Annotated in this window: 12 protein-coding genes; 11 read left to right on the top strand and 1 reads right to left on the bottom strand. The window is 72.4% G+C overall.

What is annotated here, in order from left to right:
* The first annotated feature begins 115 nt into the window (after positions 1–115).
* The gene (locus N4G63_RS16960) at positions 116–1,678 is read left to right on the top strand and encodes an ABC transporter substrate-binding protein (RefSeq protein ID WP_260786616.1); all 1,563 of its coding nucleotides are present in this window, start codon (positions 116–118) and stop codon (positions 1,676–1,678) included.
* A 194-nt stretch (positions 1,679–1,872) separates the two neighbouring features.
* Here N4G63_RS16960 and N4G63_RS16965 read toward each other — a convergent pair whose 3' ends face one another.
* Positions 1,873–3,141, bottom strand: coding sequence for a D-amino acid dehydrogenase (locus N4G63_RS16965; protein ID WP_260786617.1), 1,269 nt, complete (start codon positions 3,139–3,141; stop codon positions 1,873–1,875).
* 197 nt (positions 3,142–3,338) lie between these two features.
* Between N4G63_RS16965 and N4G63_RS16970 the strand changes: the two genes are divergently transcribed.
* The 10 genes from N4G63_RS16970 to N4G63_RS17015 all read left to right on the top strand — a co-directional run bounded on the left by N4G63_RS16970 (position 3,339) and on the right by N4G63_RS17015 (position 17,721).
* The gene (locus N4G63_RS16970; protein ID WP_314599959.1) at positions 3,339–4,301 is read left to right on the top strand and encodes a M14 family metallopeptidase; all 963 of its coding nucleotides are present in this window, start codon (positions 3,339–3,341) and stop codon (positions 4,299–4,301) included.
* A gap of 796 nt (positions 4,302–5,097) precedes the next feature.
* Positions 5,098–6,033 carry a hypothetical protein gene (locus N4G63_RS16975; RefSeq protein ID WP_260786618.1) on the top strand — a complete coding sequence of 312 codons (936 nt, stop codon included), beginning with the start codon at positions 5,098–5,100 and terminating at the stop codon, positions 6,031–6,033.
* An 11-nt stretch (positions 6,034–6,044) separates the two neighbouring features.
* Entirely contained in the window at positions 6,045–6,683 is a 639-nt protein-coding gene (locus N4G63_RS16980; protein WP_260786619.1) for a PilN domain-containing protein, read from the top strand.
* Positions 6,680–7,450 (top strand): hypothetical protein, encoded by a 771-nt coding sequence (locus N4G63_RS16985; RefSeq protein WP_260786620.1) that lies wholly within the window; start codon positions 6,680–6,682, stop codon positions 7,448–7,450. The genes N4G63_RS16980 and N4G63_RS16985 overlap by 4 nt, the downstream gene beginning before the upstream one ends.
* An 80-nt stretch (positions 7,451–7,530) precedes the next feature.
* Positions 7,531–8,148, top strand: coding sequence for a hypothetical protein (locus N4G63_RS16990; protein WP_314599960.1), 618 nt, complete (start codon positions 7,531–7,533; stop codon positions 8,146–8,148).
* A gap of 285 nt (positions 8,149–8,433) precedes the next feature.
* Positions 8,434–10,128 carry a pilus (MSHA type) biogenesis protein MshL gene (gene mshL / locus N4G63_RS16995; RefSeq protein ID WP_314599961.1) on the top strand — a complete coding sequence of 565 codons (1,695 nt, stop codon included), beginning with the start codon at positions 8,434–8,436 and terminating at the stop codon, positions 10,126–10,128.
* 69 nt (positions 10,129–10,197) lie between these two features.
* Positions 10,198–11,928 carry a GspE/PulE family protein gene (locus tag N4G63_RS17000; RefSeq protein ID WP_260786622.1) on the top strand — a complete coding sequence of 577 codons (1,731 nt, stop codon included), beginning with the start codon at positions 10,198–10,200 and terminating at the stop codon, positions 11,926–11,928.
* 1 nt (position 11,929) lies between these two features.
* Positions 11,930–13,198: a type II secretion system F family protein gene (locus N4G63_RS17005; RefSeq protein WP_260786623.1), complete on the top strand. Its 1,269-nt coding sequence runs from the start codon at positions 11,930–11,932 to the stop codon at positions 13,196–13,198.
* A gap of 104 nt (positions 13,199–13,302) precedes the next feature.
* Positions 13,303–13,728, top strand: a complete 426-nt coding sequence (locus tag N4G63_RS17010; RefSeq protein ID WP_260786624.1) for a prepilin-type N-terminal cleavage/methylation domain-containing protein — start codon at positions 13,303–13,305, stop codon at positions 13,726–13,728.
* 27 nt (positions 13,729–13,755) lie between these two features.
* Positions 13,756–17,721: a DUF6701 domain-containing protein gene (locus tag N4G63_RS17015; RefSeq protein ID WP_260786625.1), complete on the top strand. Its 3,966-nt coding sequence runs from the start codon at positions 13,756–13,758 to the stop codon at positions 17,719–17,721.
* The last annotated feature ends 16 nt before the right edge of the window (positions 17,722–17,737 follow it).

The raw sequence follows: 17,737 nt of genomic DNA on the forward strand, positions 1-17,737 counted from the left end.
CAGCACCCCACAGCCCCCGCGGCACCGCGCCGGCCACGCCTGGCGGCGGGCCACCACCGCCCTGGCGACCAGGAGCGCAAAGCGCGCAACGGGCGCGCTGGCCGCCATCGCCGCCATGGCCGCGATCGCCGCCCTGGCCACGCTGCCAGCCGCGCCGGCGCAGTCGGCCACGCTGCGCATCGCCAGCGCCTTCGATCCGCAAAGCATGGACCCGCATGCCGTGGCCCTGCTGTACCACACGCGGGTGGTGACCCAGGTGTATGAATCGCTGGTCACGCGCGACGAGCAGTTCCGCCTCGAACCCGGCCTGGCCACCGCGTGGAAGCAGCTGGCGCCCGCCACCTGGCGCTTCACGCTGCGCCAGGGCGTGAGCTTTCACGACGGCACGCCGTTCAGCGCCGACGATGCGGTGTTCTCGCTCGAGCGCGCCATGGGCCCGGGCTCGCAGCGCAGCTTCCAGCTCACCGGCGTGGCGGCAGTGAAGAAGATCGACGCCAGCACCATCGAGCTGCAGCTCAAGCAGCCCGATGCGGTGCTGCCCGACAAGCTGCTGTTCGTGGCCATGATGAGCCGCGCCTGGTGCCGCCAGCATGGCGTGGAGAAGGCGCAGAACTTCGATGCCCGGCAGGAGACCTTTGCGGTGCGCAACGCCAATGGCACCGGCCCGTTCAAGCTGCTGAACTACGCGCCCGATGCCAGGCTCGAGCTGGCCCGCCATGTGCCCTGGTGGGGCTGGAAGGACAGTCAGCGCAACGGCAACCTCGACGGCGCGGTGTACCTGCCGATCAAGAGCGATGCCACGCGCCTGGCGGCCCTGAGCTCGGGCGAGGTCGACCTGGTGCTCGACCCGCCCTTCCAGGACGTGAGCCGCCTGAAGCAGGACCCGAAGATCCGCGTGCGCAGCACCAGCGACCTGGGCACCCAGTACCTCAGCTTCGACCTGGCGCGCAACGAGCTGCTGCACGGCGACGTGAAGGACCGCAATCCGTTCAAGGACCTGCGCGTGCGCCGCGCCGTGGCGCATGCGGTGAATGTGGAGCTGATCATCCAGAAGGTGCTGCGCGGCCAGGCCGTGGCCGCCGGCAGCTTTGTCTCGCCGCTGGTGGACGGCTACGACCCGGCGCTCGACAAGCGCCTGCCGCACGACCCCGCCAAGGCGCGCGCGCTGCTGGCCGAGGCCGGCTACCCGCAGGGCTTTGGCGTCACGCTCGACTGCGTGAACGTGGCCTGGCGCGAGGCGGTGTGCCAGGCCGCGGCGGCCATGCTCACGCAGGTGGGCATCCGCACCCAGCTGCGCAGCAGCCCGACCAACCAGTTCTTTCCCAAGCTGACCCAGGGCACGGCCAGCTTCATCGAGTTTGGCTGGACGCCCACCACCGACCCCTGGAACACGCTGAACGGCATGGTGCGCAGCTTCGATCCCAGCGGTGGCGGCGGCTTCAACGCCGGGCGCTACAGCAACCCGCAGCTCGACACGCTGATCGACGCGGTGCGCGTCGAGCCCGATCTGGTCAAGCGCCGCGCCCGCGTGGGCGTGGCGCTGCGCCTGATCGCCGACGAGATGCCCTACCTGCCGCTGTACCGCCGCACGTTGAACTGGGCCGCCAGCAAGAAGGTGCAGCTGGTGCAGTGGCCCAGCGACACGCTCGAGCTGCGCTGGGTCAGGCTGGCGCCCTGAGCGGCACCCTGAACAGCGCCTTGAGCGGCGCCCAGAGCGGCGCGTTGCGGCCCCGCGCGCCCGCTGCGGCTCACAAGGTGAGAAGGAACCGTCGCGAGCGGGCTCAGGGTGGTTCGAGCAACGCAGCCGTACACCCGTACGGCGAGTCGCGCAGGGCCGCCATGGGCCCGCGCAGCAGGTTCGTTCACAACTTGTCAGGTGTCCGCGCCCCAGGCCAGGCCGTCCAGCGGCAGCGTGGTGGGCCGCCCGGCCATGGCCTCGGCCAGCAGGCTGGCGGTGCCGCAGGCAAAGGTGAAGCCCAGCGCGCCATGGCCCACGTTGAGCCACAGGCCGGGCACCGGGCTGGCGCCGACGATGGGCGCGCCGCCCGGCGTGGCCGGGCGCAGGCCGGCCCAGGGCTGGGCCTGGTCATAGTCGCCGGCGGCGGGCAGATCGGCGCGGGCAATGCGCAGCAGGCTGGCCAGGCGTGCGGGGTCGATGCGCTCGTCCTCGCCCACCAGATCGACCATCGCCGCGATGCGCAGGCGCTCGCCGATGCGCGCATACAGCAGCTTGCGCTCGAAGTCGGTGATGCTGGCGCGCGGCGGCACATGGCCGGCACCGATGGGCGCGTCCAGGCTGTAGCCCTTGAGCGGGTACAGCGGCAGGCGCAGGCCGGCGCTGGCCGCCAGATGCCGGCTGGCAATGCCGGCGGCCAGCACGAAGGCATCGGCGCCCAGCACGCCGGCCTCGCAGCGCAGCTGCAGCCGCGCCGCGCCGGCGCCCGGCTCGAAGCCCAGCGCACGGTCGCACACCAGGCCGCGAAAGCGCGGGTGCGCGCGCAGCCGCTGCATCAGCGCAAAGCAGAAGGCATGGCAATCGGCCACCGCCTCGTCGCGGCTGAAGATGCCGCCGGCCAGGCGCCCGGCCAGGCCCTGCAGCACCGGCTCGTGGGCCAGGCACTGCGCCACGTCCCAGCGCTGCTGCACGGCATCGTCGGGCGCCGGGCCGGCCGGCAGGCCGGCACTGGCCCGCGCCAGCAGCGCCGGCGTGCGGTAGACCACCAGCTTGCCCGGCTGCTGCCAGGCAAAGGGCGGCAGCTGCTGCTGCGCCATCAGCGCGTGCAGGCAGGCGCGGCTGTGTTCACCCAGGCGCGCCAGGCGCTGCGTGGTGCGGCGGTTCACGCTGCCGCGGCAGCGCGCCACAAACTGCGCCAGCCAGCGCCACTGCGCGCCATCGGCCTGCGGCTTCCAGCGCAGCGGGCCGTCGCGCTCGAGCAGCCATTGCAGCGCCTTCACCGGCACGCCGGCATCGGCCAGCGGCGACACGTAGCGGTAGCTCAGCTGCCCGCCATTGCGCAGGCTGGTGCCCTGGGCCACGCCGCTGCGGTCAAGCAGGGTCACCGACCAGCCGGCCTCGGCCAGAAACCAGGCGCTGGTGATGCCCACCACGCCCGCGCCCACCACACACACCTCACCCGGCATACCGAACGCTGCTCTCCCCGGCCCATCGGCCGCGCCACACGATGCCGGCAAGCCTAGGGGCTGCGCGCGGCCAAGGCCAATGCCGGCTCGGGCCAGGGGCATAACCGGGCCGCATGCCGCGGCCCAGGCGCCGGCCGGCGGCGCTGGCCGCGGGGGCTGCGCCGATGCCGCCATCACCTTTGGCGACAATGCCGGGCATGAACCCGCCCCTGCTTCCGTTCAAGTCCGTGCGCTACGCCGGCACCGCCCCCGGCACCCGCCTGATCGTCACCGGTGCCGTGCATGGCAACGAGGTGTGCGGCACGCAGGCCATCGGCCGCCTGATCGACGAGATCGACCGCGGCGAGGTGCGCATCTCGCGCGGCGTGCTGACCCTGGTGCCGGTGACCAATCCGCTGGCCCATGCCAAGGGCGTGCGTGCCGGCGACCGCAACCTCAACCGCGCCCTCGGCCCCACCGCGATCCCGCGCGAGTACGAAGACCACGTGGCCAACTGGCTGTGCCCGCTGCTGGCCGAGCACCAGGTGCTGCTCGACCTGCACTCGTTCCAGAGCGCCGGCCGGCCCTTCGTGATGGTGGGCCCGCGCGACAACACCGGCCCGGTGGAGCCCTTTGCCCAGGCCGCGCGCGAAGAAGCGCTGGTGCGCCACCTGGGCGTGGACCGCGCGGTGGACGGCTGGCTGGGCACCTACGCCGCCGGCGTGGCACGGCGCCGCGCCGAGGCCGGCGCGGCCGCCGCCACGCTGGATCTGAACCCCAACTACGGCGTCGGCACCACCGAGTACATGCGTGCCATGGGCGGCTGCGCGCTGACGCTCGAATGCGGCCAGCACGAGGACCCCGCCGCGCCCGAGGTGGCCTACCGCGCGATCCGCAACACGCTGGCCCACCTGGGCCTGACCGACGAGGTGGCGCCGGCGCCGGTGGCGGCGATCGAGGCCTTGTCGCTGCATGCCGTGATCGACAAGCGCCATGCCGACGACCGCTTTGCACGCGAATGGCGCAGCTTTGACGCGGTGGACGCCGGCGAGCTGATCGGCGTGCGCGCCGATGGCGAGGAGGTGCGCGCACCGGGCGCCGGGCGCATCGTGTTTCCCAACGCCCGGGCGGCGGCGCGCAACGAGTGGTTCTACCTGGCGCAGCCTTCGGCGCGGTTTTGATCGTTGGGGTGGGTTGAGCTGGCTGGCCTGGATCTTTTTGGTGGCCTGACGGCTGGGGTTTTGCGTGGCTCGTTGCAGCGCGCCGGGTGTTCGCCCCGGCGGGCGACCTACTTTCTTTTGGCGAAAAGAAAGTAGGCAAAGAAAGCGCATCCCAACTTTCCGACACCACTGAGCATCTTGCTCGGTGCATCGAGGCGGGCGCCTCGCCCGCCCCGCGGGCTCGAACATAGCCAGCCGGAGACGCATGTAGCCGGTCCACGCGCGCGGGCCCCCGATCAAGACTTGCGGGCGCAGCGTGGTGTGGGAAGGGCTTGGTTCTGGCTTTGGTCAATGCTGGTGCCAGGCCATCGCCCCGTCCATGATCCAGGCGCTCTGTCCGTGGCACGGCCTGCCCAACTGCGGCGAGCAGCCAGAGCCTTCACAGATGAGCGGCCATGCCATCGGCGGCGATGTGTCCGTCACCAAGCCCCATGTCGGCAGCCTGTTCGAGCCCGCCGGGCGGGCGAGGCGCCCGCCCCGATGTGGGACAAGCGGCACGGCGGTGTCGGAAAGTTCAATGCACTTTCTTTGCCTACTTTCTTTTCGCGAAAAGAAAGTAGGTCGCCCGCCGGGGCGAAAACCCGGCGCGATGCAGCGAGCCACGCAAGACCCAGCGCATTGAACCCGCGCACCGGCCAGCCCAGGCGGCTCAAGCCCCGCCCAGCCCCCAACACCCGCTCAAACCGGCCCTTTTTCGCGGCTTTGGTCAGCGCCCCCCCATGAAACCATGGCGGGGCCCTAACCGGAGATCGTCCGCGTGTTCCCGTTCACTCGTCCCCCGCTGCTGCCAGGCTGGATCGGTTGCGCACCGCAAGGTGGGCACACCGCGCTGGCCCTTGTGCAGCCGGCTGCCACTGGCGGCCGGCCGGCCGTGCGCTGGGCCGTGCACGAGGCCTGGGACGGGCCGGCGAGCGCCCTGCGCCGGCTGCGCGGGCCGCATGCGCTGGCCCGCCACCGCCGCGTGGCCCTGCTCGAACGCGGCCAGTACCTGTGCCAGAGCATGGATGCGCCGGCCGAGGTGGGCCGTGCCGACTGGGCCGCCGCGGTGCGCTGGCAGCTCAAGGACAGCGTCGACTTCGCGGTCGACACCGCCGCCATCGACGTGCTGGCGGTGCCGTCCGGTGCCAGCTACCGGCCGCAGCCGCAGCTGATTGCCGTGGCCGCGGCCGAGCAGCATGTGCGGCCGCTGATCACCGGCGCCCACGATGCCGGCCTGCCCTGGAGCGCGGTGGACGTGGCCGAGACCGCGCTGCGCAACCTGGCGCTGCTGGTGCAGCCCGAAGGCCGCGCGCTGGCCCTGCTGCATTGCCAGCCCAGCCACGCCACGCTGGTGGTCACCTACGCCGGCGAGCTGCTGTCGACGCGGCAGATGGACCTGGCCGCCGAGCAGTTCGTGGCCAGCGACGAGGCCGTCCGCCAGCGCGCCTTCGACCACGCCGGCCTGGAGCTGCAGCGCACGCTGGACGGCATCGAGCGCGCCTATGGCCAGGTCACGCTGGCCCAGCTGCTGATCACCCCGATGCCCGGCGTGGCCGAGCTGGCCGCGCACCTGGGCCCGCTGCTGTACGTGCCGGTGGCGCCGCTGGATCTGGCCGAGGCGCTGGACTGGACCGCCGTGCCCGAGCTGGCGGCCGATGCCGCCGCCTTGAACCGCGTGCTGCTGGCCATTGGCGCCGCGCTGCGCGACGACTGAGGGCAGACCGCATGGCCCAGCAGCTCAACCTCTACGACCCGCGCTTCGCACCGCAGCCGCAGCGTTATGCCGCCCACCACGGCCTGCTGGGCATGCTGCTGGTGCTGGGCCTGTGCAGCGTGCTCGGTGCCGGCCTGCGCATCGCCGCCTCGCACCAGGTGCAGCAGGCCCAGCAGCACGAAGGCGGCCTGACGCCCCTGCGCCAGCAGCTGGCGGCCCAGGACCCGCGCGCCACGCCCGCGGCGGCCGGCGACGCCGAGCTGCAGACGCTGCGCCAGCACGATGCCGGGCAGCGCCGCATCCTGGCCGCCTTGCAGGCCGGTGTGGCCGGCGTGCGCGAAGGCCCGTCCGACTACCTGGCGGCGCTGGCGCGCCAGGCCAATGGCGCGGTGTGGATCACCGGCTTCAGCATTTCCGAGGACGGCCAGTCGCTCGAGCTCGAGGGCCGCATGCTCGACTCGGCCGCCCTGCCCGACTACCTGCGCCGCCTGAACGCCGAGCCGCGCTTTCGCGGCCGGCCCTTCGCGCAGCTGAACATGCGCAGCACCGAGCTCAGCGCCCAGGCGCTGCAGACCGGTGGCAGCAGCGCGCCGGCCACCACCGATTTCGCGCTGCGCTCGTCGATCGCCGCGTCGGGAGCACAGCCATGACGCCGACCCTGGGCCGCGAGGCCCTCTCGGCCCGGCTGTCGGCACGCCTGTCGACGCCGCTGCGCCAGTGGCAGCGCCGCTTTGATGAACGCACGCCGCGCGAGCGCCTGATGCTGATCGGCGCCGGCCTGGCCGCGGCGCTGGCGCTGGGTGACCTGCTGTGGATCTCGCCGGCGCTGGGTGCGCTGCAGGCCGCGCGCCTGCGCGCCCAGACCGCGCTGACGGCGAAACAGTCGGCACTGGCCGACCTGCAGCGCCTGCAAAGCGTGGACAGCGCCCGCAGCCTGCAGCTCAAGGCCGAGCTGGGCAGCTGGCGCCAGAAGGTGCGCGAAGGCGACACCGCGCTGCGCCAGCACCAGGACACGCTGATCGGCTCCGAACGCATGGTCGAGCTGCTCGACCAGGTGCTCAGCCGCCACGGCAGCCTGCGCGTGCGCGCACTGCGCTCGCTGGGCCGCACCGATCTGCTGGCCGCCGCGGCCGGTGCCGGCCAGGCACCGCTGGGCGTGATGAACCTGCCCGCCACAGCCGGCCCCGCGGCGGGCCCCGCCACGCTCGGCACCGCGACGCCTTCGCTCTACCGCCATGGCGTGGAGATCACGCTCGAAGGCAGCTTTGGCGAGCTGCTGGCCTATCTGCGCACGCTGGAGGCCATGCCCCAGCACGTGCTGTGGGGCGGCCTGCAGATGAAGACCCAGTACCCCAGCACGGTGATGACGCTGCGCCTGTACACGCTCAGCCGCGACCGCCACTGGCTCGAGATATGAACCGCCCCGCCCAGCGCCGCAGCGGCCTGGCCGCCTGCGGCCAGCCCCTTTCCCCCGACCCCGTGCCCCGGAGCGCCACCATGCCCAGCCTGCCGCCGAGCTTTACCCTGCCCGCGCTGCGGCGCCAGCTGCGCCCGGCTTTTGCCGGCCTGGTGGCGCTGAGCGCCATCATCGGCGCGGCTGTGGTGGTGGCGGCGCAACCGTCGCCGCTGCTGTCCGACCCCACCCGTCCGCCCGCGGCCGTGGCCGCCGCGGCGGCGGCAGCGGTGGCGGGGCCGGCGGCCTCGGGCCGGGTGCAGCCGGCCGGTGCCGGCCTGGCCGTGGCGCGCAGCGATGCCGCGGCACCGGCGCTGCGCCTGCAGTCGCTGCGCATGCCGGCCAAGGGCCCGGCCAGTGCGCTGATCGACGGCCGCGAGGTCAAGCTGGGCGACGCGGTGGGCGAGCGCGTGGTGGCCGCCATCGACGCCGACGGCGTGCTGCTGCGCGGCAGTGCGGCGCGCGCCGGCGACACCTCGGGCGACCGCCGCCTGCGCCTGCTGGGCGGCGACGAGAAGCAGCCGCCCGGAACCATCCAGATCACCCGCAGCGCCCGCTGGCAGCCGCAGGCCGAGCCCCTGCCGGCCGATGCCGCGCTGGCCGGCGCACCCGTGCCGCCGCGCGCCGCCCCGGTCTCGCTGGCCGAAAGGACCCGTCCATGACTTGCCACCGCGCTGGCCGGCACCGCACCGGCCCATGGCCAGGCGGCTGCGGCTGCAGCAGCGGCCAACCCGGGCGCAGCGCTCAACCCGGCCGCCGCATCGGCCACCCCGGCCGCCGCGCTGGTCCACACGCCGCAGCCGGCAGCCGCTGCGGCCGCGGGCGCCGCCGCCCCGGTCGCCACCCATTCGGCAACCAATTCGGCAACCAATTCGGCCACCACCCCGGCCGCCGACGAGCCCCCGCTGACGCCGCCCACACCGCTTTCCGCAGCCACCAGCACGGTGGTGATCACTGCACGCGCCATGCCGCGCATCGTGGTCACGCCGCTGCCGCCGGTGGCCGCCCGCAGCGACAAGACAGCCCACAGCGACCAGCCCGCCGGCCCCGACCGGACCGACAAAACCGAGCCGGCCGCCGCCGACCCGAACGACAGCGCCGCAGCGCTGGCGCCGTCGCAGGTGACGCCGGCGCCGGCCCAGGCGGCCGCGCAGCCGCTGCAGCTGGCCGCCGCGGCGCCGAACGCGCCACGTGGCCTGGCCGAGCCGCGCTTCGACCTGTCGGTCAACAACGCGCCGGCCGCGCAGGTGTTTCTGCAGCTGGCCCAGGGCACGCACTACAACATGCTGGTCTCGCCCGAGGTGGCCGGCACGCTGTCGATCACGCTGAAGGACACCTCGGTGCCCGAGGCGCTGGACACGCTGCGCGAGCTGTTCGGCTACGACTTCCGCATTGCCGGCAACCGCATCTTCGTCTACTCCAACGCGGTGCAGACGCGGCTTTACCGGGTCAACTACCTGCCCGGCCGCCGCCAGGGCGAGAGCGATCTGCGCGTGACCAGCAGCGCCATCACGCAAACCAGCGGCCCGAGCAGCAGCAGCGGCAACAGCAGCAATGGCGGCATGCCGCAGCGGCCGAACGACAACGCCCAGGTGCGCACCACCTCGGACGCCAACTTCTGGCAGGAGGTGCAGTCCTCGCTGGTGGCCATGGTGGGCAGCCAGGGCGGGCGCAGCGTGGTGCTCAACCCGGCCGCCGGCGTGGTGGTGGTGCGTGCCACCCCGGCCGAGCTGCGCCAGGTGGAGGGCTACCTCAAGGTGGTGCAGCTGGCCATCGAGCGCCAGGTGATGCTGGAGGCCAAGATCATCGAGGTGGTGCTCAGCAAGGACGCGCAAAGCGGCGTCAACTGGGCCGGCTTCGGCAAGCTGCCGGGCAGCAACACCCGGTTCAGCGTCGGCACGGCCGCGCCGGGCACCACGCTGAGCGGCAATGCCAGCGTGCCGCTGACCAGTGCCGACGGCACGCGCATCGCGCCGGGCCTGGACATCGCCGCCGGCTCGCTGGGCCGCGGCTTCTACGGCCTGGCCTTCCAGGCGGCCAACTTTGCCGCGCTGCTGAACTTTCTCGAGACCCAGGGCAGCGTGCAGGTGCTCTCGAGCCCGCGCATCGCCACGCTCAACAACCAGAAGGCGGTGCTGAAGGTGGGCTCCGACGAGCTCTACGTCACCGGCATCACCTCCAGCACCACCACCGCCGGCAACAACGCGGTGAGCTCGCCCTCGGTGACGCTGCAGCCCTTCTTCTCGGGCATCTCGCTCGACGTGACGCCGCAGATCGACGAGGCCGGCAACGTGATGCTGCATGTGCATCCGACGATCAGCGTGGTCACCGAGAAGAGCAAGAACATCGACCTGGGCGCTCTGGGCAACTACAAGCTGCCGCTGGCCGCCAGCACCGTGAACGAGACCGACTCCATCGTGCGCGTGCGCGACGGCCAGATCGTGGCCATTGGCGGCCTGATGAAGCAGGAGTCGCACAACGAGCGCACCGGCATGCCGGTGCTCAGCGACGCGCCGGTGGTCGGCAACCTGTTCAAGCAGACCAGCGTGGTGACCAGCAAGCGCGAGCTGGTGATCCTGCTCAAGCCCTCGGTGATCCGCCAGGACGGCCCGTGGCCCGAGGCCATGCCGGTCACGCAATGAGCCCCCCGCAAAGCCTCTCCGCGGCGGCCGCCGGCCCGGCGACGCCTCATGGCGACCTGAGGTTCTGACATGGCCCGCCCCGAACGTGTCCGCCTCGGCGACCTGCTGATCCAGGAGGCGCTGATCACTGCCGCGCAGCTCGACGAGGCCCTCGTCGAGCAGAAGAAGACCGGGCGCAAGCTCGGCCGCATCTTCATCGACCGGCAGTGGGTCACCGAGGTGCAGATCGCGCGGGCCCTGGCCCGCCAGCTGCGCGCGCCCTTCATCGACCTGGCCAACACCCCGCCCAGCGCCGAGCTGGCCGCGCTGCTGCCCGAGATGCATGCGCGCCGGCTGCGCGCGCTGCCCATCGTCGACGCCGCCGGCACGCGCCGCGTGGCCATGGCCGACCCCACCGACCTGGCGGCCTACGACGAGGTCACCCGCCTGGCCAAGGTCGAACTCGACCTGGCCGTGGTGGCCGAGACCCAGCTGCTGGCCGCGCTCGACCGCGTGTACCGCGGCGGCGACGAGATTGCCGGCCTGGCGCGCGAGCTGACCAGCGAGATCGCCAGCGTCGAGGACGAGATCGGCGACATCCTGGGCCTGACCGCCACCACCGCCGAAGACGCGCCGGTGGTGCGCCTGCTCAGCTCGATGTTCGAGCAGGCGCTGCGCATGCGCGCCAGCGACATCCACATCGAGCCGCAGGACCGGCTGCTGCGCATCCGCTTTCGCATCGACGGCGTGCTGCATGTGCAGACCGAGGCCGATGCCAAGATCGCCGTGGCCGTGGCGCTGCGCCTGAAGCTGATGAGCGGGCTCGACATCTCCGAGAAGCGCCTGCCGCAGGACGGCCGCTTCCACGTCAAGCTCAAGGCCGGCGCGCTGGACGTGCGCATCTCCACGCTGCCCACCCAGCATGGCGAATCGGTGGTGATGCGGCTGCTCAACCACAACGCCGGCCTGCTGCAGCTGCGCGGCATGGGCCTGCCGGCGCCGCTCAACGCGGCCATCGAGCGCGCGCTGGCGCGGCCCAACGGCCTGATCCTGGTGACCGGGCCCACCGGCAGCGGCAAGACCACCACGCTGTACGCCGCACTGAACCAGCTGAACAACAGCGAACGCAAGATCATCACCGTGGAAGACCCGGTGGAGTACCGCCTGCCCGGCCTGAACCAGGTGCAGGTGATGGAGAAGATCGACCTGAGCTTTGCGCGCGTGCTGCGCGCCGCACTGCGCCAGGACCCCGACGTGATCCTGATCGGCGAGATGCGCGACCAGAACACCGCCGAGATCGGCCTGCGCGCGGCCATGACCGGCCACCTGGTGCTGAGCACCCTGCACACCAACGACGCGCTGTCCACCCCGCTGCGCCTGGTCGACATGGGCGTGCCGCGCTACATGGTGGCCATGTCGCTGCAGCTGGTGCTGGCGCAGCGCCTGGTGCGCACCCTGTGCCCGGCCTGCGCCCAGCCGCACACGCCCGAGCCCGGCCAGCTGGGCTGGCTGCGCCAGTTGCTGGGCGCCGAGGGCATGGCCCCGGCCGACGTGGACGCCGCCCTGGCCGGCCTGCGCGCCGGACGCGGCTGCAGCGAGTGCAACCACACCGGCTACAGCGGCCGCACCGGCGTCTACGAATTCGTGGAGATGACCCACGAGCTGGTCGAGGCCATGGCCGACGACGACCCGATCCGCTTCATGCAGGCGGGCCGCCGCCAGATGGCCGGCGCCACGCTGCGCCGCGATGCGCTGCGCCTGGCCCTGGCCGGCCGCACCACGCTGGACGAGGTGATGCGCGTGGGCAGCGAGCTGGATTGACATGACCCGCTTTGCCTACACCGGCCAGGGCGCCGGCGGCCCGGTGAGCGGCGAGCTCGACGGCGCCGATGCGGCCGGCGTGGCCAGCGCGCTGCAGGCGCGCGGCATCACGCCGCTGCGCATCACGCCCGCCAGCGCCGGCGCGCCGGCCGCCGCGCCGGGCCGTGCCGCGGCCGGGGCGTCGTCCGGTGCCGCCGGCAGCGCCAACGGCCCGTGGTGGCGGCGCACCCGGGTGGGTGCCACCGACCTGATGCTGTTCTCGCGCCAGCTGCACACCCTGCTGCGCTCGGGCGTGCCCATCCTGCGGGCGCTGGCCGGGCTGCAGGAAAGCAGCGTCAACCCGGCCATGAAACACACGCTGGCCGAGGTGCGCCACAGCCTGGAATCGGGCATCGAGCTGTCGAAATGCCTGGCCCAGCAGGCCGGCGTCTTTGACGCCTTCTACGTGGCCATGGTGCGCGTGGGCGAGATGACCGGCCGGCTCGACGAGGTGTTCATGCGCCTGTTCTCGCACCTCGAGTTCGAGGCGCTGATGTCGCAGCAGGTCAAGTCGGCGCTGCGTTACCCGATGTTCGTGATCAGCGCGATGGTGGTGGCCATCGGCGTGATCAATGTGCTGGTGATCCCCGCCTTTGCCGATGTGTTCAAGAGCTTCGGCGCGCAGCTGCCACTGGCCACGCGGGCCCTGGTGGCGGCCAGCAACTTCACGCTGCAGTGGGGCTGGGCGCTGCTGCTGCTGGCCACCGCCACGGTGGTGGGCGTGAAGCGCTGGGTGACCACGCCCGAGGGCCGCGTGGCCTGGGACCGCTGGCTGCTGGGCCTGCCGCTGGCCGGCCCGATCGTGCACAAGGCCACGCTGTCGCGCTTTGCGCGCAGCTTCTCGCTGGCGCTGAAGAGCGGCGTGCCGATCGAGCAGGCCCTGACCATCGTGGCGCAGACCGTGGACAACGCCCACATCGGCCGCAAGGTCGACGGCATGCGCGAGGCGGTGGAGCGTGGCGACACCATCCTGCGCGCCGCCGTGGCCACCGGGGTGTTCACGCCGGTGGTGCTGCAGATGATCGCCGTGGGCGAGGAGACCGGTGCGGTCGACGAGTTGATGGACGAGATCGCCACCCTCTACACCAGCGACGTGCAGTACGAACTGAAGACGCTGTCGCAGCAGATCGAGCCGATCCTGATCGCCTTTCTGGGCGTGATGGTGTTGGTGCTGGCGCTGGGCGTGTTTCTGCCGATGTGGGATCTGGGCCGGGTGTCGCTCAAGAAGTGAGCGCAGCCGGCCGATATCCCGCGCAGGCCGGTTCGAAACCTTTCCGAGCGGCTGGTCCGCAGGTTTCCATTTCTTCTCCTCATGCTGCAGTCTGGAGCGCCTCCATGAAAAAACGCCAATCCGGTTTCACGATGATCGAGCTGATCGTCGTCATCGTCGTATTGGGCATCCTGGCTGCCACGGCCCTGCCCAAGTTCATCGACATGAGCAGCGACGCCAAGAGCGCCGCGCTGCAGGGCGTCACCGGCGCGGCAGCCAGCGCCATGACGATCAACTTCAGCGGCTGCGCCGTCACCGCGCACGACAGCACCGGCGCCAACGCCAGCAAGTGCCGCAAGGTCGACAACTGCAACGATCTGCCCAGCCTGCTGCAGGGCGGGGCCCTGCCGTCGGGCTACACCATTGCCGATGGCGCGCTGGGCGACGGCAGCCACAGCGCCGCCGGCAACGGCGTCGAGGGCACCTGCAGCATCAGCCAGACCGGCACCAGCACGCCCGCCACCTTCACCGGCATTTCGGCCGGTAACTGAGGCCGCGCCACCACGGCGCGGGCCCAGATGCACCGACTCCTGCACGCGCTGGCGCTGCTGTGCGCCCTGCTTGGCAGCCTGCTGCCGGCACCGGCCTTCAGCGCCATCCAGTTCGTCAGCGCCAGCAGTGGCCGCAATGACTGGATTCCCAATGGCGGCCTGCCCGGCGCGCTGACCATCGCGCGCCCGGCCAACGTGCGCCCGGGCATGGCCCTGGTGGCCTCGATCGCCGCGCGGCCGCAGGCCATGACCGTGGTGGTGCCCGCGGGCTGGGTGCAGATGACCTTCACCAACCAGTCCAACGGCGGCTCGGCCACCCCGCCCTACGGCATGACGCTGGTGACGTACTACAAGATCGCCACCCCCAGCGAGCCGGCCAGCTACACCTGGACGTTCGCCAACCCCTCGGGTTACGGCGGCGCCGCCGCCGGCGGCATCCTGGCCTACAACGGCATCGACACCGCCGGCGGCACGCCGATCGACAACAACGGCACGGCCTGGAGCGCCACCACTGACGGCCACAGCCTCAGCCACGGCACCAGCGGCATCACCACGGTGAGCGCCGACACGCTGGTGATCGCCTCGATCGCCTACCTGTCGGCCGGCACCTTTGGCCCGCCCAGCGGCATCAGCGGCCTCACCCAGCGCCTGCAGCAGTCGGCGCCCAACTACGCCAACAGCGTGGGCGTCACGGTGCAGATGTCGAGCGTGCCGATGCCAGCGGCCGGCCCGGTGGGCGGCGTGTCGGCCACCGCCGCGGCCGACCCCGACCACGGCGTCGGCCACCTGATGGCGCTGAAGGCCTCGCTGATCGACCCGTCGGTCACGCTCACCCGCAGCGGCCCGCTGATGCCCGGCGGCAACGGCAGCTACGCCATCCGCGTCACCAACGACGGCCTGCAGACCGAGCCCGGCCCGCTGACCGTGATCGACACCCTGCCAGCCGGCCTGGCCTACAGCAGCCACAGCGGCAGCGGCTGGAGCTGCAACCGCGCGGGCCAGGTGCTGACCTGCACGCGCAGCGGCGCGCTGGCGCCCGGCGCGTCGGCGCCCGATCTCACGCTCAACGTCAGCGTGAACACCGGCGCCAGCGGCACGCTGAGCAACACCGTCACCGTGTCGGGCACCGGCGGCGACAGCAATGTCCAGAACAACACTGCCGTCAACCACTACGCCGTGCCCACCCCGCCCTGGGCCTGGTGGGCGCTGGACGAAACCAGCTGGGGGGTGGTGGCCGATGCCAGCGGCAATGCCCGCCCGGCCACCGGCCTGGGCACGGCCGCGCCCACCGGCACCACGGTGCCCAGCCCGCCCGGCCAGGCCGTGGCCGGCAACCCCGGCACCTGCGGCGCGGCCAGCATCCCGGCGGCCAGCAGCGCCACCGGCATCCACACCCTGGTCAATCCCAACACGCTGGGCCAGGCCGGCACGCTGGCCTTCTGGTATGCCGGCAGCAGCACCTGGAACGACGGCAACTCGCGCATGCTGTTCGACGCCAGCCTGGATTCCGTGCTGGGCGACCGCCACTTCTTCCTGGCCAAGGACGGCAACGGCCAGCTGGTGTTCTCGCTGCAGGACAGTGCCGGCGCCACTGCCACCGCCACCAGCAGCAGCTACGGCTACCCGGCCAACGAGTGGCACCACATCACCGTGAGCTGGAACCTGGCCACCGGCACGCTGGCCGTCTATGTGGACGGCACGCTGGCCGCCAGCGCCAGCGGCGGGCTCAACGGCCAGCTGGGCACGCTGGCCACGCTGTACGTGGGCTCGCAGCGCATGGCCAATGTGGGCGGCACGCCGGCGGCCTACGGCAGCAACAGCGCCAACGGCTACATCGACGAACTGCGGCTGTACAACAGCGCGCTCAGCGCGCTGGAGATCGAGTCGCTGCCGGCGCTCAGCCATGCCTGCAGCATCGGCATCGACCACTACGAGATCAACCTGCCCAGCAGCGCCGTGAGCTGCCTGGCCAGCACCGTCACCATCACCGCCTGCAGCAATGCCAGCAGCCCCTGCACCGCACCGGCCGGCACGCTCAACGGGCGCAGCGTCACGCTGCTGGCGGCCGGCGGCACGCTGGCCTCGTCGAGCCTCGTCTTCGACGCCAGCGGCCGGGTCAGCACCGCGCTGAGCCATCCCGCGGCGGTGGATGGCGCGGTGGGCACGGTCACGCTGCTGCTGCCCGACGTGCTGCCCGCCAACGCCACCCAGTGCTGCCCCAACGGCAGCAGCTGCAGCGCCAGCAGCAGCTGCACCATCACCTACAGCACCGCCGGCTTCGTGATCGCCGCAGCCAGCGGCGGTGCCGCCACGCCGGTGGCCACGCAGACCGCCGGCGTGGCCGCCAGCCATGTGCTGCGCGCGGTCAGAACCAACACCAGCACCCAGGCCTGCGAGGCCGCGCTCACCGGCAGCCAGAGCGTGAACTGGGCCTACCAGTGCAACAACCCGGCGCTGTGCAGCAGCGGCAACCGCCTCACGGTCAGCGGCAGCAGCGCGGTGGCGGTGGCCGGCAATGCCGCGCCCACCTGGCTGGACAGCACCGCGGTGCCGATGCACTTCGACGCCAACGGCAATGCGCCGTTCAGCATCGCCCTGGCCGATGTGGGCCAGATCACGCTGCAGGCCAGCAAAGCGGCCGGCGGCACGCTGGCCGCGCCGCTGTCGGGCAGCAGCAATGCCTTCGTGGTGCGGCCTGCGGGCTTTGCCGTGTCGGGCGTGAAGTGCACGCTGTACGCCGCCGGCGAATGCGCCACCGCCAGCCTGGCCAGCCCGGGCCACAACCCGGGCGCGGCCGATGCCGGCGGCAGCGCCTTCATGCCGGCCGGCAAGGCCTTCTCGGCCACGGTGACGGCGGTGGACACGGCCGGCAATGCCCTGCCGGCCTATGGCCGCGAGCTGCCGCCCGAGGGGGTGAAGCTGGCCGCCACGTTGCTGCAACCGGCCGGCGGCGCGGCGCCGGCGCTGCTCAACGGTGGCCTGTTCGGCGTGTTCACCAATGGCGCGGCCACGGCCAGTGCGCTGATCTACCCCGAGGTGGGCGTGATCGCGCTGACACCCAGCGTGGCCGATGGCAGCTACCTCGGCACCGGCGATGTGCTCGGCGCGGCCTCGGGCCCGGTGGGCCGCTTCACGCCGCACCACTTCGCGATCAGCGCCACGCCGGCCTGCGGCGCCAGCTTCAGCTATGCCGGCCAGCCCTTTGCCGTGAGCCTGACCGCGCGCAACGGCCTGGCGGTGCCCGCCACCACCGTCAACTACGCGCACCACGCCAGCGCCGCCGCCCGCTTTGCGCGCGCGGTGGGCTTCAGCGAGGGCCTGGCGCTGGGCCTGGGCAGCTTTGCCGGCAGCGGCGTGCCGGCCAGCGGCTTTGCCGGCGGCGTGGGCAGCGGCAGCGCCAGCTACAGCTTCAGCAGCAAGACCACCGCGCCGCAGCTGCTGACCGTGCGCGCCACCGATGCCGACGGCGTCAGCTCGGCCGGCGGGGTCGAGCCGGCCATGCTGCTGCGCAGCGGCCGGCTGCGCCTGAGCAATGCCTTCGGCAGCGCCAAGACCAGCCTGCAGGTGCCGCTGAGCCTGGACTACTGGAGCGGCCTGGCCTGGCTGGTGAGCGCCGACGACAGCTGCACCACGCTGAGCCCGGCCCATGTGGCCCTGAGCAACCCGCGCGATGCCAGGGGGGCGGCCAGCGCCGCCGGCACCACGGTCAGCGCGGTGGCCCTGGTGGCCGGCCGCGGCATGCTCACCCTCAGCGCGCCCACGCCGGCCGGCCATTCGCTCACCGTCGACCTGGCGCTCAACCTGGGTAGCACCGGCAGCGACCAGTCCTGCCAGGCCAGCCACCCGGCCAGCACCGGCGCCGCCCAGCCCTGGCTGCGCAGCGCCAACGGGGCCTGCGCCGCCACCGCCGACCGCGACCCCGCCGGCCGCGCCAGCTTCGGCATCTACAGCCCCGAGTCGCGCAAGGCCGTGCACGTGAGGGAGATGTTCTGATGAACTGCGCCGTACC

It is taken from the genome of Aquabacterium sp. OR-4 (genome assembly GCF_025290835.2).
Classification (GTDB): Bacteria; Pseudomonadota; Gammaproteobacteria; order Burkholderiales; family Burkholderiaceae_C; genus Pseudaquabacterium.